A 23,547-nucleotide genomic window follows, 5' to 3' on the forward strand; every position below is an offset into this window, starting at 1 on the left:
TTCAATTCTTATAACCTTCTACGTAGTTCTAAATTAACCAGAAAACTAGTCTATTGAAGATCGACCAACCAAAGGATTTATATAAGTATTAATCAACCGATTTAATAAGTAGCTGATTATTGTTTAGAGTATAGGACTATCGGGTTATAACAACAACACTACATATTATAGGTTTCTCGCCCTAACCCCTTATTGATGGGGTGAGTATAAAATCACAACTTTTATATTCTCATGTATTACTACATTTTTCAACAATTTTTGGCAAAAAACCCAATACTTATTATTAATATAAAGAATTTATGAACAGATCGGACCTTTTGAATGATAAATCACCAATAATATCCACCTTCACGCGATGAAAGAAATAAAAAAAGAGAATTCTCAAAAGATTACTCAAACTTTTGAGAAGCCTCAAGGTTATCGACTAAATTAGCATACACTTTCACAAGTCATTGCGGCATTTGATATTACAGACAATAATAATGTTTATCACCATGCAATATCATCAATTTTTGAACATGAGTTAGCTATGCTGCAAAAGGAATTTGCAACGACTGCTGGAATTCTTAATGAGCTCAGCCTATTATAGGTCTAAAGCACGAGGGAAATTACTGCGCTGTTTATTTTTCATGCTTAAGAAATCTCAGCACCCGATGATATGGACATTTTGATAATGAAGTATCATCATCTCGCAAAAAATATTGTCTCCACTCAAAGTTATCTTCTGCACCGTAACTGTTCAAGTCTGGATGGATAGGTGCCCCATCGTAGTTGGCCAATCTTTCACGGACTCTAGCTTTAATGTTTCGCGCAAAATTCTCCTTTTTATTAAATTCCTGCAGCACCCATCGAGGGGTAATGGCCAGCATCATTACATCAAAATGCCGGCTTTGGCGGTTGACATTGGCAGGAGTTGCACAATACATAAAGTATTTTTCCCTATTAAAACAAAACTCCCACATTGGATTGTGGGGATCCATCGGGATATCTGATGGCCATTCGGTGGAGTCGATTGCCGTCAAGCCGCTAAGTTGCTTCCAAAATAACTGCTCATAATCCTCCACTGTATAGGTATCCCTGAGATCCTCGGGTGTTTGATAGAAAATAATTAGCGAGGTGTAGGAACCGATATATCTAGATTCACTGGTGAACTGGCTCAGTAGTTCTGCTAGCTCATATAACGTGTCATTCTTCCTCGGGTCTCCAATAAAACCATAACGCAATTGGTTCTTCCAAAAACCAATTGTTGCAGGAATACAAGGAAAGGGCTGGTTTTTATCACTCATCTTTGCAGAAAACTTCTCTAGTACCGTTCGTTCCCAGTCGCTTAGCAAACCTCGATGTGAGGGGGCATCCAAATATAAACCTCTCACGTTGTTCACCTCCAGTGTCTCATCAGTATATTCAAATGCCTAACCAAATGAGAGATGTCCATGGCCAAATGGGCTGCCCTCTTGTAAGTGGTGAGTAATTCCTTTGAATTCGATGATATTGGAGGGAATATTGAATTGAATAGAATATCTTCTACGGTTATAAACGTCCAGATTCTTAAAGAAAAGGGCAAAGGTTGTAGCTGCTGGTCTCATCCTTCCCTGCAAGTATGAAGTTTAAGAATGACGGATTTCACAAACGGTCCGTCTCTTAAAATTTCGTTGTACTGCACCCAAGGAAAGACTTGGTCATTCAAATGAAATTAAATTACCAAAAACCTTCATTTCCACGTAAAAAAAGAAGCTCCCCAAAAGTTTTCAAAACTAATGGGAAGCTTCTTTTTATCGGCATGATTAAACGATAGATATTAACACAACCAATTTTTTATAAAGTTGCAAAACCTAAGTTCATACCAACCAAGCTTCTAATTTTGCATATTCCAGGGGTGTTGCCAGAACGTTTAAATATAATTGCCTATCAGAATAGAACAGTGATTGATGGTCTGGGTGATGATTGATATCCATTAACCAGACTGATAAATCTTCATCAAGGATAAGATCTATGGATAATTCTGCATAGTTGCCTTCTGAATGCTCAAGCGTTTTACAAGCTGCGCTGCAAAGTTCAATTATTTCTTGTTCCTTTTTAAATACTTGCCTTTCGTCCATTTGAAATACCATTCTCAATGCATCCCTGCTGTTTAAGACAATTCCAGTCCGATTAAAGTTAGCGGAAATGCCTCCCGTTTCTCCGAAATGAGCAGTAATATACGCACATTTCCAATGGCTCCTACTAGTTTTTTGCATATGGACTTTAAAATTAAAACATCGTTCCACATATTTAATCGATGGAACGGCCTGTTGTACGAGATACGTATCTCGTAGTACGCCTTTCAGAAAATCATTTACTTCCACAGCGGAATATAAACATTCCTCTTCGCCTATGCGATCAATAATGCGATATACACCTTCTTTTTTATCCACCTTAAAAATTTGCTTTCCGTTTCCGGATGCTAAAGGCTTTAAATAGACCGATTCAAATTTCTTGAGCATATCTTCGAGTTTCTGATCGTTATTTAGTAACTCTGTGTATGGCCAATTCCCACGGAGGTGCATAGAGGACTGGAATAGATTCCACAATTGCCATTTACCACTCAAATTACCATTCAGTATTTTCCCCCGCAGAACTGATAACGTTTGATTATATTCATCTTCATTCCATTCCATATGACAGTATAGTACGTCGGGAAATGGAAACTTGCCGATCATCCAAACAGGTTTACTTGTTTTTTCCTCCAGGTGGATGCAATATCCCTCGATTGTCTTTAAAGAATGATTTATACCAGTTGCTGAACATACATAAATAAGGCCATTAATGCTAGAATAACCGGCTAAATAACGAGTATATTTTTCTAATGCCTCGGCAGTCATCTCGCGGCTTTCACTAAAAGCTAATATAGCAATGATTGGACCGATTCGAAGTTTGCCTTCTTGAATTTGCATCTCAAACGGCACTTGTTCAGGCAATTTATATGGAAATTCAGCGATAGTAGAAACCCCTACCGTATTCTCAGGCAAATCTTCGTTCAACTCAACCTCCACTCTCGTCATCCATTCTCCTGCCTGCAAAGTCAGCCACTGAGGTTTCGGATTCATATTTTCCCAAATTGATGGAGGGAGGAATAGCAGATTCTTTCTTTCTTCAGAAATTTCTTTGATATAATAGTTCATCATGTCAACATCTCCGGAAATCCAGCCAGTCTTTTTGCATAAAGCATATTTAAGCGTTTTATTTGATAAAAAAGTTGCCTGTCATTAATATCAAGCGCGAACAATGGACTTGGGTTAACATTATTTATTTCAATAATCCATACCTTTCTAGAGGCATCTATTGCAATATCAATACCTAGATTCCCACAGTGAACACCACATTCTTCTATGCATTGGGATGCCTCATGGGATATTCGGGAAATTTCTTTACGGAAACGAAAAGCTTCCTCCTCAGAGTGTCCAAATATTTTTTGCAATGTTATTTCTCCGACCTCTGCAGTACCGCCTGCTAATATATTCGTTACGATACTACCTTCTTTTCCATACTTGGCTACCATACACAGATCTTCCCAATCACCCGACTGGTTTTTAACCATGACAATCCGGAAATCTATTTTTTTCTCCTGATAGGTTATTAAGTCCAGCGATTGCTGCAATATAAACGTTTTACCCTTGAATTGTTTTTTTAAAAAAATACCAAGTTCATGAACGTTTGAAAAATTACTTTTTTGAGGCTCTCCAGCTTGTTGAAATTCTAATTCCAAGCTGGCTCCCTGAGATTTTTTAACTCTATATATTCTTTCACCCATACTGCCGTGAACGGGTTTAATAAAAATCTCATGGTGTTCATTCAAGAGGTTTTCTATGTCCTGCGGTTTATTGTAAATAACGGTCTTCGGCAAATAGGAGTTTAACTGTGGATTTTGGCTTAACCATTTATACATCTCCCACTTGTTAAATACATAACTATTAAAATAGCGATGACCGAAAACCGTTTGAAAATGATTCCTCCATTCTTTATTAAGATAGATGATTTTAAAAACGGAAGCTGGATAAGGAAAAATGCCTGGTTCCCATTTTTCTGTTTCCGGGCTATATAGGTATCCGTCAATTGTATAGCGAAGAGGATCAATACCTTCCAGCGAAAAGGCAATAATCGCTCCTCCGATATGTTCGTAATCATATAAATAATTGGATAAATATTGTACACTCTCATCTAAGTAGCTTTTATTTGCCCCAACCAGGATGCCAATAAAAGGTCCCAACAAAATTTCATTATTTTCCCGACGAATTTCAAATCGGCAGTTTATAGGGATGCTTAAACCATCAATAATGGAAGCAGATAGCTTTATTTCGTCTTCATCCAATACAGATGATGTTTTTAGCTTCATTTCTAATGCTTGGGTGCCAAAACGAAGGAACCATTTCTTGTTGGCAGAAAGGGTATGATATTTTGCCACATCCGGATGTATGGTCAAGCAGTTGTTTGCATGTAGGTCGGGTATAATTTTATTTATTCGTATCATCATTTCCCCCCCAGCTAAAACCTGCGATGGATGTGGAATATAGAATAGGTTCATAGCATATCTGTTTATAGATTTGTTCATCCAATACTTTAAACCCTTTAAAGGTTGGGCGAACATTTGCTTCAATAAACCAGTAATGCTGATGAGTATCAAGGGCAAGGTCCAATCCAAATTCAGCGAAATGATATCCTGTCAGATCCATCATTTTGCAAAATTCCATCGAAATAGCATGAATATCCTTACTAATGCGGTCACTATCGACTTCCTTACCAAATGCTAGTTCCAATGCCTCTTTTAAGTGAAGTGCCCTTCCACCATTGGAAATGTTTGTTATCATCTTTCCGGTTGGTGCAAGTCGACATTCTATCCCATTGCAAATCCACTGATTCTCTCCATTCTTTTGCATGACAACTCGAATATCCCATGGACTTCCATCAATATTTGCCAAATTCAAAAATGGCTGAATAATATATTCGTTATTTAGGTATTTACCTTCCTGAAGGTATTCCTCAAATTGTGATTCAGCAATAGTAAAATCGTTATAATATCGATAATCATCGATTTCAAATGTTCCGGGAGATTTTAGAGTAATAATCGTTATTCCCCTTCCTCTAGAAAGGCTCTTAGGTTTCAAGATTACTTTTGGATGTCTTTCAAGGATTGCAAGACAACTATCAACCGTTAATAATTCTGTTTTAGGTAAAAAAGGATTAAGCTTTTCATTATCCTTTAATTGACAATACATTTCCCACTTATCAAACCTAACATCATTAAAAACCTGCCATTGAAACTCATCCTTGTATTCATTGACAAAATTATTCCTTTTATTAAAGCCTCTCCGATAGACAACAGTTGGAATAGGTAATTTCCCATACTCCCATCTTTTCGTAACATCGTTATAATAGTGACCGAAAATACACTTTTCTTCCCAATCAATGGAGCAATAACGGAAAGCGATGAACAGCCCTCCTACTTTTTCATATATCCCCATAGCGTCAGTTAATTCTTTCAATCTGCGATGATGATAATAATAATGCTGATCACCGAGCAATAAACCTATAACTGGTCCTATCTTAATCGTCGTTTCGGAATATTCCAATTGGTAGGTGGCGGATGTTTGGATTAGTAGTTCGTCTATCATCTCTTCGGATAACTGGATAATGGCAGGTTGATAAAAATTAGCTCTATCGCTTTCTTGTATGGAGGGCAGTTCTTTCACCAATATAGGTAGCTCTTTTTGGCCAAATTTCAGTATGGTCTGAGATTTTAACTTATTTGCCAATTCGTGCGAAGTAAAAAGAATATTTTGGGATGATTCCCAAGCATCCTCACTTCGCTCAACTTTTATCCAATTCATGGTGTGCACCCTTTTCCATGCCAGAGTTATTCATGAGAAATAATAGATAGTAAAAAGCATTTTGGAGGAGATTTATTTGAGATTCCGAATCCATTTGCCCAATGATGTTTTGATCCTGCTCAAATCCGCTTACATAAATGAGGTAGGGAGAACGGGTATCATCAAAAATAAAGTCAAAAGTAAGACTACCTACGAAGGGAATATAATAATCTAAAAATCTCCCAATCTGCTTTGATACAGCATCCAAGCAATTTGTATAATCTTCAATCTCCTCGATACAAAGATTGTTAGAGGGATATCTTGTTTTCTCAAAAGGAGATTCATATCTGGAGAAAATACCTTGATTGGCTATAGTTGCCGTGATGGACCATTTTGCCTCCCAATTTTTTTGCAGAAAAATCTTCATCTCCAAAGGGACTTCTCCATTATTCAGCCGATCGATTCCCTTTATAAGGAGATGATTCTTTTTATGAGTCATCTTTTTTATATAGGATAGGATGTCTTCCTTTTTGCACCTTTGCCCATTTGCTCCGATATAAATTATATATTCGTCATGATTTTTTTTGATTGTGACTGCTTTTGGCTTGTGGAATGATTTTTCCGGGAGTATAAAAAAAGAATCATATTTATCGAGATAATCCATTAAGGTAGTAGTGTTTAAAGATACCGCTGGTAAAAGATATGGTTGTAAGTCTGTTAAAGAGGATAGCATTTCGAAGATAATTCCTTGTATGAATCGATTAATCGGATTAATAATTAATGTATTTTCCATTTTTCTTAAACTTCTCATTTTATCCATTTTATCCGCGATTGAATGGAGGGCAAGATTATAAATAAAAGGAGGGATATCACATTGTCCTTTATGAACATTGTTTCCTTCTATTATTGTTCCACTGATAATCGCCCCATCCAAATCCAAATTCTCTATAGGAAATAGTACAATCTTCCTTTTGTGTTCCATTGATAATGGCATTAATTGGGTTATTAAATGTGAAATAAGTTTCTGCTGCCTTTTATCATTGTATATAAAACCGAAATCAGCGGTATAATTCTGCACTAACTTCACCTCTTTCATTTCCACCTGCACTAAATCACTATCTATATTATTTATGAACCTATAAAACTTAAACAGATATAGCTTCTAAAATAGCAATATTCAGGAATAGTAAGCTAGTTTTTAGTTCTCTATAGTTAAGGCATGACAATTGGATTTTGAGGGGGAAGTACATATCTTTCCGGGATAACAGGACCCCTATCTTCATGACCGGCAATAACGGTTCCGGGTGTCCATGATCCTTCCGGTAAAATACGTTGTGCGTTGTAGAAATGTGATCCATACCATCGCCTAAAGCTGCTGATAATGCCGAGCGCTGTAGGAGTTCCCGAAGTTGTACCTATTACCGATGGATTACCATTGATTTCCCCCATATATATAGCAACATGGACAATAAAACGAATTCCCTTTTCCTTTTTCCACCAGGTTAATATGTCACCGATTCGAAGGTTTTCCACCCCTTCTAGGTACCAATGGGAATCTTTGGAATCTTCAGAATCCACGTGTTTACTATATACACCATCAATTTTAGTTCCAATAGATTCATAGTTTCTCGAGACACCTGTTAATTCAAAACCAAAGTCGCCATAGACTAATTTAGTAAACCCAGAACAATCTACTACAGCGTCGGAGTGATACGTATTGTAGCCATGGCCGTAAACCGTATAGCCATGATTCATATACCATATCGCTCTTTCTACAATTTGGTCAGCCAGACTTCCCTTCAGATGTTTAACGTTTTTTCGATACTGATCCACTTTTACTAATTCCTTCTTGAAATACATATCATAATTCGCTTTGTAGTTAGCGATGGCTTCTTCTGTTGTTAATGAGACATAAGAGACACTCATCTTTTAGCCCCCTAATATTAAGATTCAATGATAAAAGGGTGCTCTTCTGTATTTAAACACTTAAGGATTCTTTCTTTATATGTTTTCCAAGTAACTTTCTTGAGGGCTTCATCGATTGAAAAATACCCTGCATCCAGGGCATCATCACTCCCAGCCAATTTACCGCCTATCGGAGTCCCCAAAAACAAAACGGTGCATCTGCTGTTTTTAACATCTTGAATCAATCCACATAACTTAGTTATGGAAATATCTATCCCTGCTTCCTCTTTCACTTCCCTAATGGCAGCCGACTCGATCGATTCCCCGTTCTCTACGTAACCACCTGGGTATTCCCATCCTCTTTTCCAGTTTTTGACCAAAAGGATTTCGTTCTGATCATTAATAACAGCTACGGATGCTGCTAATCTATGCTTTGGAAAACCCATTCTATTCGTTCCTTTCAGGAAAATATCCAATACTTCTTAAATAGTTTTCAAGCATTATAATAAATAATTCCATATCCTTATAGGTTATATCCCCTATATTTGCTACCCTAAAAGTATCCTGTACACCCGGTTTACCCGGATAAATCGTATATCCTTTCCTATAAAAATAATCATGCATTTCCTCAAAGTTATAGGTTTTAATAGATGGCTCTACAATAGCGGTAATAATCTTGGATTGATGTTCTTTTTGAACTAAATAAGTTAAGCCTAATTGTGTAATCCCATTAATGAGGACTTCCCAAGCTTTTGAAAATCTTTCGTACCTCTGCTCAATACCTTCTATATTTATTTCGATAATTGCCTGCCTAAGTGCATAAAGTGTTTGAACAGGGGGAGTGAAACGCATCTGTTTTGTTTCTAGAAAATATTTGTACTGTGAATAAAGATGAAGATAGAAATTCCTTGCAGGAATGTGTTGTGTCTTAACTAGGTCCTCAGTCCTGGCAATCACAAAACTAACGCCAGCCATTCCTTGCAGATTTTTATTAGAAGAGGCTACTAGATAACTAATATTCGTCACATCCATATTAATTGGAATAGCTGCATATGAGCTCATTGCATCTACAATTAATTGAATTTGATATTTTTTACAAAGACTGCCTATTGCATTTAGATCATTGAGCAAACCTGTTGTTGTCTCGTTATGGACAACACATAGATGAGAAATTTCCATTGAAGAACGTTGAATCGTTTCTTCCAATGATAAAAGATCAATCGCCTCGTAACTGCTGCTTTTATATTCAATATAGTTTAACTTGTATACTTCAGCAATCTGGCACATCCTTTTACCGTAGGCGCCATTATTGATTATAAGAACGGCCTCATTTCCGATGACCGAACTCAATGTAGCTTCAACCGCGGCAGTGCCTGATCCCCCAAACAAAACGCATGAATAGTTTTTGGGGTTAGCAACTAATCGTGTAAGCTCTCCAGCAATCATCTCCATTACTGCTCCAAATTCTTCTTCTCTAGGACAGATATCCGGCACTATCTGTGCGTATTTAACAGTATCTGTTGTGGTAGCAGGTCCCGGATTCATTAAAACATTTCTCTTTACCGGAGGTAAATCTTTATCTTTGAGTGTGATCATTGGATAAATATACTTCTCTGCGCGCAGTAAATGGTCTTCATTGTCAATTTCACACCAGACAAAATCCTGTAACTTGTGAACATAGATATTCCTTTGGGTTGAAATACCGACTAATGCAGTTTCATAATCAAGCTGCTTATTTTCCGGGAAGACGGACTCTGCAAAATTACACATCACCTTGAACGTTTCTATCGAGATTTTTGTCATTCCAGTTAATTCTGAATTGAAATCCCTTAAGTCCCGACTGTTTTTTGACATATTCACTAGTAAATTATTTTCATCCGTTTCAATAAAAACTTCATCATTGGAATGAGTAAACTCACTTGCCAAAATTACATCGGGTTCCGTATGCTTGATTAAAATTCTTAACGCTTTTTTTTCATATATTAAGTCGCTTTCAAGTAAAAGAAAGTCTTCTGAAACATGGTCTTTTAGATTGTACAGAGTATACATACTGCCCGTATGTTTATAATCATTATTCCGAACACATTGAATCTGAGGGTATTTCATTGTCAATTGATCGTATTGATCGGAGAGATAGCCTGTTCCGATGATAATTGTTTCTATCCCTGCCTCTATTAATTTTAAGATGGATTGTTCAACGATGGATATATTATCAATTTTGATGAAGCCTTTCGGATGGTTTTTTGTTCTCTCTCCCAAGCGCGTGCCCATTCCACCGGCTAAAATAACAGCCTTTTTAATCATTCAGATACACCATCAATCGCTCCTTAACTTCATTCGGCTTCATCTTGGGGCGCCCTAGATTTTCCTTGGATTGCTTTGAGGTATTCATATATAAAAAAGTTAATTGTTTCTCCCGTTTCCATTCTTTTATATAGAATTCTAATTCTATAAGGTTATGAATATGGATAGATTTGGTGTAGCCGCAGGCAGCTGCAATGTCTACAAAATGAACATTGTTGGACACAGTCAGCTGTCCTCCTGTCGAATCGTGAGCATTATTATCTAAAAGGATATGTAGCATATTATTCGGAGCATAGGCACCATTTGTTGCAAGGCTGCCCATCCGCATTAATAATGCCCCGTCTCCTTCGATCACAATAATTTCATGCTCTTTCTTCGTCAAGGAAAGACCAAGACCGATGGAACTAACACATCCCATTGAACCAACCATGTACAGATTATTTGCTGCATCTTCAACTTCGTATAACTCTCGCCCTGTTTTACCGGTCGTAGCCAATTGAACGGTTTTTTTATCCTTTAAAGAATTAATGAGGTCTAGAGCTTCAAATCGTGTGGGAAGTTGATTTTCTTTGGTTTGACCAACCTTTTGAGTATTACCATTTACTAGTTGTGGTTGATCCATTAATATTTCTTTCTCAAAGGTATTTTTTTTCACAACAAAGAAGAAAGACTGATTTTTTTCAATACATGAATTAGCATGGATCAATTGCTGTTTGGCTAGGTCCAAGTCGTCAGCAAGGTACACCCAGTTTATTTTCATAAGTTCAAGCATTTCTGTAGTGATACAGCCCATTAGTTCATGCTGGGGCTCATCGGGAATCCCGGGCTCCCCCCGCAAGCTGACAAACCCAAGCACCGGAAGTCGAAATGGGTAATTCAGAGACACTAATGGCGAGACAGCGTTGGTCAATCCAGAGTTTTGCATGAGAACGACCGGTTTCTTGCCACCAAGATAAGCACCAGCAGCAATGGCTACTGCTTCACCTTCGTTCGTAGCTGCAACGTAATCACATTCATTGATTGCGTAGTTGATTAAATTTTTTAAAAAGGAACATGGAACACCACTAAAAAAATCAAAGCCAAGCTTTTTCAACTCATTTCCAAATGCTTTAGTGCTGATCAAACATATCACCTGCTTGCTTTAAATCTATGATTGTATCGATATCAAGCCAAGAACCTTTTATATATTTCACCCCAATCGGGTGATTTTTACTAATATGATTGAAAAGATCTGCCATTGTCAGCTGTTTAAAATCTTTTCTATCTGATAGTTCCATCAATGCATTTTTCACCACTTCAGCACCGTTTTTATTTACTCTCCAGAGACCTATAAACTCCCCGTGTACTTCTTTTCCTTTTAAGTCTCCAGACATTTTGACAAATTGAACTGTACTGGAATAAAGTTTTTTAGAGTACGGGATATTTGTGGTTACGTAATCTTTATCATTAGCTGCGGCGTTTTCCACATCAGCATCTACGATGAGCGTAATATCGCTCATATCATTAAGGAGGTCATTCAAAATATAATTTTTAAAGATGATATCTCCATAACTAATAATAGTATTTTCCTTCAATTGTTCCTTTGCAAGGTATAATGAATAAAGTTCTTTTGTCTCTGCAAACAAATCATTGTCAATGACCGAAAAACTGGTGGAGGTTACTTTTTCTTTCGCAAAACCCCTGACCACGCTTATATTTTTTATACCAACTTTGTTAAATTCATGTATCTGTGTCAAGAGCAGGGTTTTCCCTCCAACTTCCAACAAAGTCTTAGGGATTTCTTCTGTAAGCCCCTCCATTTCCCCTTGGCTTGCTGCCAATATTACTACGTTAACGTTATTTCCTGTGGCAGGCAGATATCGTTTTTCCGCGACCTTCAGTTCATCCGCTCCTTGTAGGCGGAACACCTCGTCTAATGGAGCAACCTCTTTCTCTACGTTGAGGAGACTTACTTCCTGGTAGATTTGCTTGGTAGTTTCTTGGACGGCTTTAATCGCTGCCCTTAAATTATGATTAGCCCAAATGATGACACTAGCACCTAATTCCCTGAATTTATCAGTTGGAACAGTATAGTATTTTGTGGGTACGAGTACAACTGGAAGTCTATTGCTCCATTCCTTCATAAAAGCCTCTATTTCCTTACTATCCTTTCTATTGCTATGCATGAGGATTGCATCTGCACCAGCAAGGCGATAGGCCTCTGCCCTCCTAAGTGCCTCTTCCAGTCCCCAACCAGCAATAAAGGCTTCTACTCTGGAAACAACCACGAAATCATCATCCGTCTGGCTGTCTTTCATCGCTTTAATTTTCCCGCAAAATTCTTCTATGTCTGCAAGAGGCTGTGTATCCCCGCTGATAAAAGAGTTTGTTTTGGGGAATAATTTGTCTTCGATACACACTCCAGCAATTTGTCTTGATTCCAATTTCTTCACTAATCTTCTTGCATTATTAAAGTTTCCATACCCTGTATCGCCATCAAGTAAAATAGGAATGCTGGTGGCATCACTCATAAATTCCAGTGTGTCCAGCACCTGGGTCCAGGAGGCTTCGTTATTATCCCTTACTCCTAAAGAGGCCGAGATGGACAATCCGCTCCCCCATATTCCTTTGAAACCCGCTTCCTCCACAATTTTTGCTGTTAGACCATTGTGGGCTTCCATAATAAATTCCAATGAGTCAGAAGTTATTAATTCCTTCAGTTTTGTTGTCTTTTTCATTGCTCTCCCTTTCATTATTCAATTTTATTTTTATTAGGGATGAGGTTTCGTTTCAACTCTTTAAAAGATTCCTGAACCATTACTCGATGTGGGATTTTCAATAAGATTGTTGTCTTTTTGTTTAAATAAGGTTTAATGAATGAGTAGATTTCTGTTCCACTGTCGCAAAAAAAAACTTTGCTTGGATCCATTAACAGTCCAAGAGCCTTCCTTCCGATTTCAATGGCTTCCTGCCCTACAACAAATAGGAGGTCTACCTGTGTTTCGACTACCTTCTCGCCCATTCTGGCATACTGCTCTTCTGCATATTTACCATCTCCCAATTGAGGCATATAGCCTAGAAGAGCTATTTTCATTTTAGCGTTTGAGGTTTCCTGAAGAACCTCCAAGGCAGAAGCCATGGACAATGGAGCTGCATTCCATGTATCATCAATAATGGTGCACCCCCCCTGCCCTTCAAGGAATTGGAGATGTTCCTTCATTTGTTCAAATGATGCAAGCCGCTCACAGCATTCTTTTACATTCATTCCTGCAGCAACAGCCGCAGCAATCGCAGCAAGCCCATTATAAACATTTGGCTTTCCATAACCCGGAACAAAGACTGGATAGGATTGACCCTGATGTTCGAGAGTAAACTTCATTCCTCCATTGGAATATCTAATATCTTTCGCTTTATAGTCGCAGTCTTCAGACAACCCAATAAAGACAACATTCTTAAATGAACTTACATCAAGAACCTTTTTAATGTTTTCGTCATCAGCGTTTAAAATAATGACTCCCGTATTTGGATCTAGGTCATTTATTATTTCAGCTTTGGCTTTCATATAGGCTTCCGGAGTTTTACTATCCGTTAGGTGGTAGACATCTATGTTTAGAAGGATTCGTATTTGGGGTTGAAAATAGCGAATGGTATTTGTTAAATAGCCTGGAGAAGCTACTGGCATTTCAAAGACTGCTGCTTCTGTTTCATCATTGATGCCAAGCAAATATTGTAAATTAAGTGATCGCTGATTATTGCTTAGAAAGGTGGAGTGAACTTTGTAGTATTTTCTCAAAATATGTTTTACCATTTGTTTTGTTGTCGTCTTTCCACAAGTACCTGTAATGCCAACCACCGGGATCTCAAAAAGATGGCGGTAAAAGTGTACAAACTTCCAGTAAGCTTCTTCGATATTTGGCACCTGGATTAAGATAACTTCCTCGGGTAAATTTTTTATCAAATCAAGCCTATCTGTAACAATTGCAACAGATGCATATTTTTGTATGACTTTATTTTCAACTTTCATATCCGGATATCGATAAAACAGTACAGTTTGGTCTACTATCTTTTTTGGCCGATAGACTACATTTTGAATGAGCGGGTTTCCTGATCCCTGAACAATATTTCCTCCTATTTGTTCAACAATATCTTGGAGAAATAAACTTTTCATGCAGTCCCTCCATTCACGTAACGATTATTTTTTCCTTTAGTTCTTTAAATGTGTCCAGGACCATCACCCGATGAGGAATTTTTAGGAGTATAATGGAATCCTGATTTAAGTAAGGATGAAGTATTTGATAAATTTCTTTTGGATTGTTAGAAAAGTACACCTTACTTTGGTCCATTCCCATTTCCAATGCTTTTCTTCCAATTTCCTGTGCTTCATCTCCTACAACAACAAGTATATCTACTTGAGCTTCCACTGCCTTCTCACCCATCTTGGCGTACTGCTGTTGTGCGAAGAGTCCGTCTCCTAACTGAGGCATATATCCCAAAAGAGCAATTTTCCTTTTCGTACCTGCCATTTCTTTCATTGATTTAAGAGCTGAAGCCATCGAAAGAGGAGCTACATTCCAGGTATCATCAATAATTGTAGATTCTCCAAATCCAATTTTAAGTTCCAAATGTTCTTTTACTTGTTGAAATGTAGATAGCCGATCTACCGCTTCCATTATATGCACTCCTGCATTCCATGTTGCAGCAATTGCGGCAAGAGCATTATAGACATTATGTTCACCGAATGCAGGGATAAATACAGGATAGGTTTGCTTTTGATGGTGAAGTGTAAAATGGATTCCCCTCTGATCGTAAGTTACATCCGTCGCACGAAAATGACAGCCTTCACTGAATCCAAACGATTGAGTAATATTTGCAAGTTTGCTATTATCTATTTTTTTTATATTCTCATCATCCGCATTTAAGATAAGACAGCCGTTTACCGGATCCAAACCATGCAGCATTTCCGCTTTGGCATTTAAGTATCCTTCCGGGGTTTTACAACCTACCAAATGATACACGTCTATATTTAATAACACCCTAATTTGCGGGCGAAAATATTTCAAATAAAAGAGGATATCTCCCGGGGAGTCAACCCCCATTTCGATGACAGATGCACCTGTATTTTCATCTATTCCAAGTAGATAGCGGTGATTTCGATGGCCTCCGTTAAAGCTTTTATAAGTAGCCAGAACTGGATAGCGGCTTTCAAGTATATGTTTGATCATTTCCTTCGTAGTCGTCTTACCGCAAGTCCCTGTTACTCCAATAATCGGGATATCAAAAAGACCGCGATAGTAATCAATGAATTTCCAGTAGGTTTCTTCTATGTCGTCCACTTTTATGACAATAACTTCATCTCCGAGCTTGGAAAAATCATTTGGTTTTTCTGTTACAACTGCAACTGGCGAATATTTTTTAAAGAGTTTTGAATCTATTCTTGATTTTGTATATAAATCAAGCATTAGTGTATGATGGCTAATCCTTGAAGGTTTTGTAACAACATCTTTTATTAGCGGATTGCCCTCTCCTTGTATCCATATTCCACCAATTTGGGAAATAATCTCGTTTAGATAAAGAGCTTTCATTTTTCGCTCCCTTCTTCTCAGCCAATTTCGAGTCGTGTTCACTTCGTATCTAAAGTGTTCGAAAAAGATTCATTTTAAATGGGCATTCTCCATTATTCAAAGAAGCAGATTATTATTATGTATATACCTTAAAAATCCAATATATGTCACAATTAATGAAAGGACTAGTTCTATTTTTGCTTTATAATAAAATTTAACTTTTGAACTTAGATTTCGGACAAGCTCCAGTAGCCATCAGATTGAGGTGATAAGTCATTCTGTCTAGAAGGCTGTTGTTAATCAATGGGTGAATTCAACATAGGACAATTAATAAGGACACTAAATGGAAAATATAAAATTATCAAAATGGAGAAAAGCTGAGGAACTGGCATGGCAGGGACAGATCTTACTATAATAGGTGAATCTGGCTTTGTGAAAATGATTAGTTCTCGTATAATTCATCAGCACCTACAAGTGTAAGGATGCTGTTGTACTTTTGAAATTTGTCATCCCAAAATTCTTGAAATGCAAATTACAATATAATATAAAAGACTATCTCCTATAGAAATTTTAGGAAGTAGCCTATACTTTAGAAAGTTTTTTTACCATAACTTTCTCGAAATGAGTAAGATATGATTTACATCATGCCTTCCGTAAGGTGAAAATACCAAGATTATTAATAAATCGAAATGTAATATCTTTATTAGGGTCCTACTCTTTTCTTCGTCTTTAAAAACATGCTTAACTTTTCCCTTTGAACTTACTTCTTAAATTATTCATAAAAAATTAGAACCCATTATCCACTAACCATTTCAGAAGATCTTCTTCTCTTTGCTTACTATCGTCTTGGCGTGCATCGTATTTACGCATGTTCTTTTGTGCAACAATCTTTCCATCTACCATAAACAGTATTCTTTCTGTTTTTGCCGCCACCTTTACATCATGCGTAACAAGCATTACCGTTGTCCCGTTTTTATTAATCTCTGCAAGAATTGACATAATCTCTGCTGTCGATTTGGAATCTAATGCTCCAGTCGGTTCGTCTCCAAATATGATATCTGGATTATTTATCAATGCTCTGCAAATGGCAACTCTTTGCAGCTGCCCACCAGAGCCTTGAGTAACAGTATAATCTGCTAGCTTTTCAATACCTGTCATTTGTAAAAGTTTTTTGGCTTTGAGATTTACCGTATTTCTATCCGCATTTTTTTTAATAAGAGCAGGGAACATAACATTGTCAATCAATGATAGATTTTTTAATAAATTAATATCCTGAAAGATAAACCCCATATAATTCAGTCGAATCTTGGCCAATTCTTCTTCTTTTAGATTATCTATTTCACGACCATTAAATTCCACACTACCAGAAGTAATTCTATCCATACCACTTATATTGTATAGGAGTGTAGTTTTCCCACTTCCAGATGGTCCCATAACCGAAACGAATTCCCCTTCTTTAATATCCAAGTTAATATCTTTTAAGATATGAATTTCCTGACCTTTCCCTAATTCTACTTTTTTGTTCATATTTCTTGCTTCTAATATATTGCTCAAATATATTCCTCCAATGTGTTTAATCAAAAGCGCCTTGAGGGTATCATGCCATCTGCCGTGCCATTATTTGGCAGTTCTAACTCCTTAAAACGTTAGATATATCATCTTCTACCCTTACCTTGCAACACACATAAATAGTAATTCCAACGACTACGATCAGCGCTAACGGACATAGCAGCCAAGTCTGCCAAACGACGTGAACTAATTCAATTTTTGCAGCTCCCATAGAATTCAGTGCCATGCTCATAGAGATCTCCCCTAAATAATTTGAGATTACCACGCCAAGCATGATTCCCACTACCAGAACCATCATCGTACCTGCCATATATTGATGACTAATTTGCTTTGAGGTTAATCCCAAACTTCGCATGATGGCAATCTGGGATAAATCCTTATTTAGTATCATTCTAAGGAATAATGCCGTGATTAATATTGCTATGATAATCGCGATGGCAATTCCTCCTATCACTACAGTCCTCATCTGCTCTATAATATTTCCAAGCGTCTGCTGTGTATATTCCTTGATATCATTTACCTGTGCCGTGCTATAAGCATTCTGGTAGTAATCCATTTTCACGCTTTGATCAACACCATTGGCCAAATCAATACTCACAATATACCAAAGTACGGCCTCTACATTTACACCGAGACTCGAATGCGCCTTTGCTGTTTTTCCTCCGTTTGTAATATCCTGATAAATACCCGTAACTGTCAAAGTCTGTTCTTTCCCGTCAGCCTGGACGGTTACTTCATCTCCTACTTTCTTGTTTAGTCCGTCTTTTGTTGCATTAGCAAAAGAAAGCGAGATTTCTCCTTCCCCCTCTGGTGCTCTGCCTTCTAAATATTTTAATGGAAATACGGAAAAATCCCCGATTTCAATATTAATATGGTTCCAGGAACCTTCTGAGTTCTTAACCGGGTAGGAACTTGTGATGTAGGTTGCGAACTTTTTAATATCATTATCATTTTCTAACTCTTTGTACAGTTTTATAAAATCTTCTGTAATACGATCGGTTCTTCGAAGATCGATTCTCATGTCCTGTTTTCCTATTCCCATATACGTAGAAAATTCTGGTGAATTTATGGTGTTATAAACATTTACAGGGAGTATGACAATAAAAGTACATACAATAAAAATAACAAACAGCAGCCTATATAATATGAAACGTTTCCCAACATCCCGCAGCCCCATATAAATATTAGTGCTGAAGAATTTATTCTTTAGCAGTGGGAAATCATGTTTTCTGTTCTTTCCGCGCGCCATATAGTCTCTCCGTAATGCTTCCACCACAGAAATCTTATCGATTCTTTTCAATACTCGCTTGCAGTACATGACAATCATGTAATATACAAGTATTGGAGCTATAAGCGATAGCAAGTATTTTAAGTTGCCTGAGAAATCCGAAGAAATGTATAGCCTTATATTACCGTTTAACAGATTTACCGTTGCAAAGGAAAGCAGATAACCGATAATACCTGCAACTATTGACATGGCTCTGTATTTGCTTAGATATACCTTCTTAATATCTTCTTTGGATATTCCCATTGCTTTCATAATCCCGATTTCTTTTAAATCTTCATCAATCGTTGCCAAAAATGTAAGTCTAATACAGAGCAAAGCTATTATAATCAGTAGAATACTGATAAGTATGATAATCATTGCAACTGCAACATCTGACATAGCATTAAACAACAGAAACATCTTTCCTCCGATTGTAGGACCGTTCGCAGGAAGACCTGCTTCGAGATATGCATTCTGAACAGCATTGGAATCCCCGTTTTCATTCATTTTGAATTCAATCAGAAACTCAATTTCCCCAGCACGCATCTCAAACATTTCATCAAAGTCATTCTGATTAATAACAAACCGTTTCGAAGAAGTAAGTGGAGAGTTCATTTCAAAATCTCTTGCATAATCCGAAATGACAAACTCTTTTTCATACCCGCCGCTTTTTACCGTGATTCTCTCACCATTTTTCAAGTCATATTGTTCCATGAAATAGATGGGAACAGCAACGAATCCTGCCTTTACATCCAGCTTTTCATTATCGAGATCCAATATAAAATCAAATTTCCTATTCTGAACAACAAATGAAATATCCTGTATCGTGCCAGCAAATGTTTGATTTTGGCCAAAATGAATATTGCTTCCATCAACATTTTGAAGAATCATCGTCTCCTGCATCGCTATATGATTACGGTATTGGGCTGTGAACTGGTCAATCTCTGCCTGGTCATATTCTCCGCTATGCATCTGCGAAATATCGGATGGTGCCGCACGTTCCTCAAGTTTCGACATCACTGAATCAAAGTGGTAATATTATTAATTGCACTAGTTGCCAAAATAACTGCCATCGTTATGAATAGTAAGACTGATATAGTTGAAACCTTATTCCTGATGAAATCGTTTTTTACAATTTTTAAGAACAAAATTATATTATCTCCTTCCATTAGGATTCTTTGTAGATTTGAACTGTATGATTATTGAACTTACAGAGTAAGTATAATAAATGGAAATTATTAGAAAAACCAACTTGAGCCTAATTCTTTAGTAAGCCTACAGCCCTATTTATTAATTTATTTATGAAGAGTATTGGAAAAATTAATCAAAATGGAGGGAATGGGGTGGATCACTGGCCTCTGGTAGTAGTAAGGTACGATTGAACTCCAAAATTTTATTAGTGAAATATCATCCTCTCACACTCAAAAAGAAAAAAGCTTGTTACTCAGGGGTTAAGCAAAATTGGATAGGCATAGCCATGTAGATATAAACGAAAGTTGTATATATTCATGTCACCAAACAAAAAAGCTTCCCACAAGTTTCTTACTCATGGGAAGCTACATTTAATTCATTTTATCCTCCATTGCTGAGCTGCTAATTACATCATGCCGCCTATTCCGTCCATATCAGGCATTGCTGGAACGTTTGCTTCTATTGTTAACAATAGAGCAGCTAACCCTCAATGTTTATAAATTTCTCTCGTTACTAGTAGTCTCTATATTGTTGAGATTTTCTAACTTATCAACAAGCATACCTCTTATTTGCATATCTTTTATGTTGGCAGACATTAATTTATTATAAATATCTTCTATATCATTATTTGAAAGTATTGGTTCTGGATTTTGATGTTTAAGAACGTTAATCTTTCTTGTTACAAACTCCGAAAACTCGGTATCATAAACAACTAAATCATTTGATTGAATTTTTCTTAGTTCTTCATTCACTTTTAATGTACAACTTTTATTAAAAGATACCATTGATACATATTGTATTTTATCCCATTTTTCCAAAATCGATTTAATACCCTCAATATGACAGTCATTCTGGTTAAATGGATTCGTCATTGGCAACTTATCGTTTACACTCCATATTTCTCTATTTTTGTCACCATTAATCGTTCCCGAATTGTTTTTGATCTCAATTATAAATATTGCATAAGGAGTAATGACAACCTGGTCAATTTGAGAATAACCTGATTTTATATTACTATTAGAAATCAAAATATCTTTTATATATCTAAACTCTGCTGGAAGTTGGTCGGGGTGAATATTAAAATTATATTCACCCGGTTTCCCAATTCTTTGAGATGTTTCAAGATTTTTATTTTCTCTATTATTATCATCAGCTTCAGTAGTTGCATCTTGACATGTGGATGAGTTATTTTCAAAAAACTTCTTTAGAATTTTTGATAACATGTTTTACTACTCCTTATCGTTTCTAAAATTTTTCATAGTTCACTATCTTTATCATTAGAAAACTACGTACTATTTAATCGAGGTTTTTAACACCGCTTAGAGGAAACCTTTTTTTAAGTGTGTTAGTAGATTCACAGATGTATGCTTCATTTGTGTTCAAGTTAATCACCACTATATTAATCTCCTCTTCAACATTTCAAGTATGAAACAACTGCTTCTTCTCCAATGTCAATATAAATATACAGAATACTCCTATATCCATTTTAACAATTTTACTGTTTAGATTAAAATACATGTTTGTTAATAATTTCGCATCCGAAACATTTTTTACACACAGTTCTCAGCTCGAGGTACTCCACCATAAATTATTTAGAGGATATACTAATACCCGTAAGCTACCCCCATAAAAAGCCACTACGTTAAAAAGAAATGAAAAAAGAAGCTTCCCAAAAGTTTTCACAACTAATGAGAAGCCTCTAATAAAATCCTCTATGTTAGCAAAATGTTAGCATTTCACTTTCACCTTACATACAAATCCTTATATATCAAGGGATAAGACGGTTAGCGGAACTCGGACTAAAAGCGCCACATCGTGTGGCAACGTCCGAGTGACCAACATCGTGTTGGCCTACATCATGCCGCCCATACCGCTCATATCTGGCATTCCGCCGCCAGCGCCTGCTGGTTCAGGGATGTCTGCTACTACTGCTTCAGTTGTTAGGAATAGAGCAGCTACAGATGCAGCGTTTTGTAATGCTGAACGAGTAACTTTCGCTGGGTCAACAACACCTGATTCAATCATGTTTACCCATTCGCCATTAGCCGCGTTGAAGCCTACGCCAATTTCTTCGCGTTTTAAGCGGTCCACGATGATTGAGCCTTCAAGACCTGCATTGTTTGCAATTTGGCGTACTGGTTCTTCTAGAGCACGTAATACGATACGTACACCAGTCGCTACGTCGCCATCTACTGTATCAAGAGTTTGTTCTACTGCACCATATACGTTTAGAAGAGCTGTACCACCACCTGATACGATACCTTCTTCAACAGCAGCACGAGTTGAGTTTAATGCGTCTTCGATACGTAGTTTACGTTCTTTTAACTCAGTTTCAGTTGCAGCACCAACTTTGATTACCGCTACACCACCAGCTAATTTAGCAAGGCGTTCTTGTAATTTCTCTTTATCGAACTCAGAAGTAGTTTCTGCAATTTGAGAACGGATCTGGTTTACACGAACTTCGATTTCATCGGCATTGCCAGCACCTTCAACAATTGTTGTATTGTCTTTAGATACAACTACTTTACCAGCACGACCTAATGTTGTTACATCCGCTGTTTTTAACTCCAAGCCAAGTTCAGCAGTGATTACTTGACCACCAGTTAATACAGCAATATCTTCTAGCATTGCTTTACGACGGTCACCGAAACCAGGAGCTTTAACAGCTACTACGTTGAATGTGCCGCGTAATTTATTTAAGATTAATGTTGTAAGAGCTTCCCCTTCAACATCTTCAGCAATGATTAACAATGGACGGCTTTGTTGAATAACTTGTTCAAGCAAAGGCAAGATTTCCTGGATGTTTGAAACCTTTTTATCTGTTATTAAGATATAAGGATTGTCTAATACCGCTTCCATTTTGTCAGTATCAGTTACCATGTAGTGAGATACATATCCACGATCGAATTGCATACCTTCTACAACATCTAATTCTGTAGTGAAACCTTTAGATTCTTCGATTGTGATTACACCATCAGTACCAACACGTTCCATTGCGTCTGCGATGAAGTCACCCACTTCCTCATCAGCAGCAGAAATTGCAGCAACCTGAGCAATTGCCTCTTTGTTTTCTACTGGACGAGAAATTGCTTGCAACTCTACTAATGCAGCAGCAACCGCTTTGTCCATCCCTTTACGGATACCAACCGGATTAGCTCCAGCAGTTACGTTTTTAAGTCCTTCACGAATCATTGCTTGTGCTAATACTGTTGCAGTAGTTGTACCGTCACCAGCGATTTCATTTGTTTTAGAAGCAACTTCAGCTACTAGTTTTGCACCCATGTTCTCATATGGGTTGTCTAGCTCGATTTCTTTTGCGATCGTTACACCATCATTTGTAATTAATGGAGAACCGAATTTTTTTTCTAAAACAACGTTACGTCCTTTTGGTCCTAATGTTACTTTTACTGCATTTGCTAATTTATCAACACCTTGAAGCATTAAAGAACGAGCTTCTTCAGAGAATTTAATATCTTTTGCCATTTTGCCTACCTCCAAATTTAATTATTCTATTCAAAATCAAAAGTAGCATGTGAGCGCCCTCTAGATTATGTATGGCGCTCTTGTTGCTTAAGATTAACTTTTAATTGTTAGCCAATAACAGCTAGTACATCACTTTCGCGTAGAATTAAATATTCTTTGCCTTCATATTTCACTTCTGTGCCTGAGTATTTAGAGAAAATAATACGATCTCCCGTATTTACATCAAGCTCGACGCGTGTGCCGTTATCTAGTACACGACCAGTTCCCACAGCAACTACATTACCTTCTTGTGGTTTTTCTTTTGCTGAATCTGGAAGTACAAGTCCTGATGCTGTAATTTCTTCCACCTCAACTAGTTCGATAATGATACGATCACCTAATGGTCTTAACAAGTGAAACAACCTCCTACAAGTTATAATTTATATAATCTTATTAGCACTCTCTA

18 protein-coding genes are annotated in these 23,547 nt (G+C 37.1%); all 18 read right to left on the reverse strand.

What is annotated here, in order from left to right; translation table 11 throughout:
• Nucleotides 1-620 precede the first annotated feature (620 nt).
• The 18 genes from ACFQU5_RS16845 to groES all read right to left on the reverse strand — a co-directional run bounded on the left by ACFQU5_RS16845 (nt 621) and on the right by groES (nt 23,494).
• On the reverse strand, nt 621-1,373 hold the full coding sequence (locus ACFQU5_RS16845; protein WP_390290404.1) for a YqcI/YcgG family protein: 753 nt from the start codon (nt 1,371-1,373) through the stop codon (nt 621-623).
• Nucleotides 1,374-1,412: 39 nt separating this feature from the next.
• A complete protein-coding gene (locus tag ACFQU5_RS16850; protein ID WP_390290407.1) occupies nt 1,413-1,586 on the reverse strand; it encodes a hypothetical protein in 174 nt (57 codons plus the stop codon).
• A gap of 252 nt (nt 1,587-1,838) precedes the next feature.
• A complete protein-coding gene (locus tag ACFQU5_RS16855) occupies nt 1,839-3,164 on the reverse strand; it encodes a YheC/YheD family protein (protein ID WP_390290410.1) in 1,326 nt (441 codons plus the stop codon).
• Nucleotides 3,161-4,507: a YheC/YheD family endospore coat-associated protein gene (locus tag ACFQU5_RS16860; RefSeq protein WP_390290413.1), complete on the reverse strand. Its 1,347-nt coding sequence runs from the start codon at nt 4,505-4,507 to the stop codon at nt 3,161-3,163. The genes ACFQU5_RS16855 and ACFQU5_RS16860 overlap by 4 nt, the downstream gene beginning before the upstream one ends.
• Nucleotides 4,491-5,864, reverse strand: a complete 1,374-nt coding sequence (locus tag ACFQU5_RS16865; protein ID WP_390290416.1) for a YheC/YheD family endospore coat-associated protein — start codon at nt 5,862-5,864, stop codon at nt 4,491-4,493. Before ACFQU5_RS16865 ends, ACFQU5_RS16860 begins: the two co-directional genes overlap by 17 nt.
• Nucleotides 5,845-6,921, reverse strand: a complete 1,077-nt coding sequence (locus ACFQU5_RS16870) for a YheC/YheD family protein (protein WP_390290419.1) — start codon at nt 6,919-6,921, stop codon at nt 5,845-5,847. Before ACFQU5_RS16870 ends, ACFQU5_RS16865 begins: the two co-directional genes overlap by 20 nt.
• A 134-nt stretch (nt 6,922-7,055) precedes the next feature.
• Nucleotides 7,056-7,769: an NlpC/P60 family protein gene (locus ACFQU5_RS16875; RefSeq protein ID WP_390290421.1), complete on the reverse strand. Its 714-nt coding sequence runs from the start codon at nt 7,767-7,769 to the stop codon at nt 7,056-7,058.
• Nucleotides 7,770-7,786: 17 nt separating this feature from the next.
• A complete protein-coding gene (locus ACFQU5_RS16880) occupies nt 7,787-8,194 on the reverse strand; it encodes an NUDIX hydrolase (RefSeq protein WP_390290424.1) in 408 nt (135 codons plus the stop codon).
• Nucleotide 8,195: 1 nt separating this feature from the next.
• Nucleotides 8,196-10,052, reverse strand: a complete 1,857-nt coding sequence (locus ACFQU5_RS16885) for a 2-aminoethylphosphonate aminotransferase (RefSeq protein WP_390290427.1) — start codon at nt 10,050-10,052, stop codon at nt 8,196-8,198.
• Complete coding sequence (gene aepY, locus ACFQU5_RS16890) at nt 10,045-11,175, reverse strand: phosphonopyruvate decarboxylase (RefSeq protein WP_390290430.1); 1,131 nt, start codon at nt 11,173-11,175, stop codon at nt 10,045-10,047. The genes ACFQU5_RS16885 and aepY overlap by 8 nt, the downstream gene beginning before the upstream one ends.
• The gene (aepX, locus tag ACFQU5_RS16895; RefSeq protein ID WP_390290434.1) at nt 11,162-12,769 is read right to left on the reverse strand and encodes a phosphoenolpyruvate mutase; all 1,608 of its coding nucleotides are present in this window, start codon (nt 12,767-12,769) and stop codon (nt 11,162-11,164) included. Before aepX ends, aepY begins: the two co-directional genes overlap by 14 nt.
• 14 nt (nt 12,770-12,783) lie before the next feature.
• Nucleotides 12,784-14,199, reverse strand: coding sequence for a Mur ligase family protein (locus ACFQU5_RS16900; protein WP_390290437.1), 1,416 nt, complete (start codon nt 14,197-14,199; stop codon nt 12,784-12,786).
• A gap of 13 nt (nt 14,200-14,212) precedes the next feature.
• On the reverse strand, nt 14,213-15,613 hold the full coding sequence (locus ACFQU5_RS16905) for a UDP-N-acetylmuramoyl-tripeptide--D-alanyl-D-alanine ligase (RefSeq protein WP_390290440.1): 1,401 nt from the start codon (nt 15,611-15,613) through the stop codon (nt 14,213-14,215).
• A gap of 765 nt (nt 15,614-16,378) precedes the next feature.
• On the reverse strand, nt 16,379-17,146 hold the full coding sequence (locus ACFQU5_RS16910; RefSeq protein ID WP_390290443.1) for an ABC transporter ATP-binding protein: 768 nt from the start codon (nt 17,144-17,146) through the stop codon (nt 16,379-16,381).
• A gap of 76 nt (nt 17,147-17,222) precedes the next feature.
• Complete coding sequence (locus ACFQU5_RS16915) at nt 17,223-19,445, reverse strand: FtsX-like permease family protein (protein ID WP_390290446.1); 2,223 nt, start codon at nt 19,443-19,445, stop codon at nt 17,223-17,225.
• 668 nt (nt 19,446-20,113) lie between these two features.
• Nucleotides 20,114-20,842 (reverse strand): nuclease-related domain-containing protein, encoded by a 729-nt coding sequence (locus tag ACFQU5_RS16920; protein WP_390290449.1) that lies wholly within the window; start codon nt 20,840-20,842, stop codon nt 20,114-20,116.
• Nucleotides 20,843-21,470: 628 nt separating this feature from the next.
• Nucleotides 21,471-23,102: a chaperonin GroEL gene (groL, locus tag ACFQU5_RS16925; RefSeq protein ID WP_390290452.1), complete on the reverse strand. Its 1,632-nt coding sequence runs from the start codon at nt 23,100-23,102 to the stop codon at nt 21,471-21,473.
• Nucleotides 23,103-23,209: 107 nt separating this feature from the next.
• Nucleotides 23,210-23,494 (reverse strand): co-chaperone GroES, encoded by a 285-nt coding sequence (gene groES / locus ACFQU5_RS16930; protein WP_390290455.1) that lies wholly within the window; start codon nt 23,492-23,494, stop codon nt 23,210-23,212.
• Nucleotides 23,495-23,547: the final 53 nt, after the last annotated feature.

The organism is Ureibacillus sp. GCM10028918, from assembly GCF_042666115.1.
Lineage (GTDB): Bacteria > Bacillota > Bacilli > Bacillales_A > Planococcaceae > Ureibacillus.

Excerpts from the sequence above, each read along its gene's own strand:
- ACFQU5_RS16850 (WP_390290407.1), bottom strand. The coding sequence starts at position 1,586 with ATGAGACCAGCAGCTACAACCTTTGCCCTTTTCTTTAAGAATCTGGAC.
- ACFQU5_RS16855 (WP_390290410.1), bottom strand. The coding sequence starts at position 3,164 with ATGATGAACTATTATATCAAAGAAATTTCTGAAGAAAGAAAGAATCTG.
- ACFQU5_RS16860 (WP_390290413.1), bottom strand. The coding sequence starts at position 4,507 with ATGATACGAATAAATAAAATTATACCCGACCTACATGCAAACAACTGC.
- ACFQU5_RS16865 (WP_390290416.1), bottom strand. The coding sequence starts at position 5,864 with ATGAATTGGATAAAAGTTGAGCGAAGTGAGGATGCTTGGGAATCATCC.
- ACFQU5_RS16875 (WP_390290421.1), bottom strand. The coding sequence starts at position 7,769 with ATGAGTGTCTCTTATGTCTCATTAACAACAGAAGAAGCCATCGCTAAC.
- ACFQU5_RS16880 (WP_390290424.1), bottom strand. The coding sequence starts at position 8,194 with ATGGGTTTTCCAAAGCATAGATTAGCAGCATCCGTAGCTGTTATTAAT.
- ACFQU5_RS16885 (WP_390290427.1), bottom strand. The coding sequence starts at position 10,052 with ATGATTAAAAAGGCTGTTATTTTAGCCGGTGGAATGGGCACGCGCTTG.
- aepX (WP_390290434.1), bottom strand. The coding sequence starts at position 12,769 with ATGAAAAAGACAACAAAACTGAAGGAATTAATAACTTCTGACTCATTG.
- ACFQU5_RS16900 (WP_390290437.1), bottom strand. The coding sequence starts at position 14,199 with ATGAAAAGTTTATTTCTCCAAGATATTGTTGAACAAATAGGAGGAAAT.
- ACFQU5_RS16905 (WP_390290440.1), bottom strand. The coding sequence starts at position 15,613 with ATGAAAGCTCTTTATCTAAACGAGATTATTTCCCAAATTGGTGGAATA.
- ACFQU5_RS16915 (WP_390290446.1), bottom strand. The coding sequence starts at position 19,445 with ATGTCGAAACTTGAGGAACGTGCGGCACCATCCGATATTTCGCAGATG.
- ACFQU5_RS16920 (WP_390290449.1), bottom strand. The coding sequence starts at position 20,842 with ATGTTATCAAAAATTCTAAAGAAGTTTTTTGAAAATAACTCATCCACA.
- groL (WP_390290452.1), bottom strand. The coding sequence starts at position 23,102 with ATGGCAAAAGATATTAAATTCTCTGAAGAAGCTCGTTCTTTAATGCTT.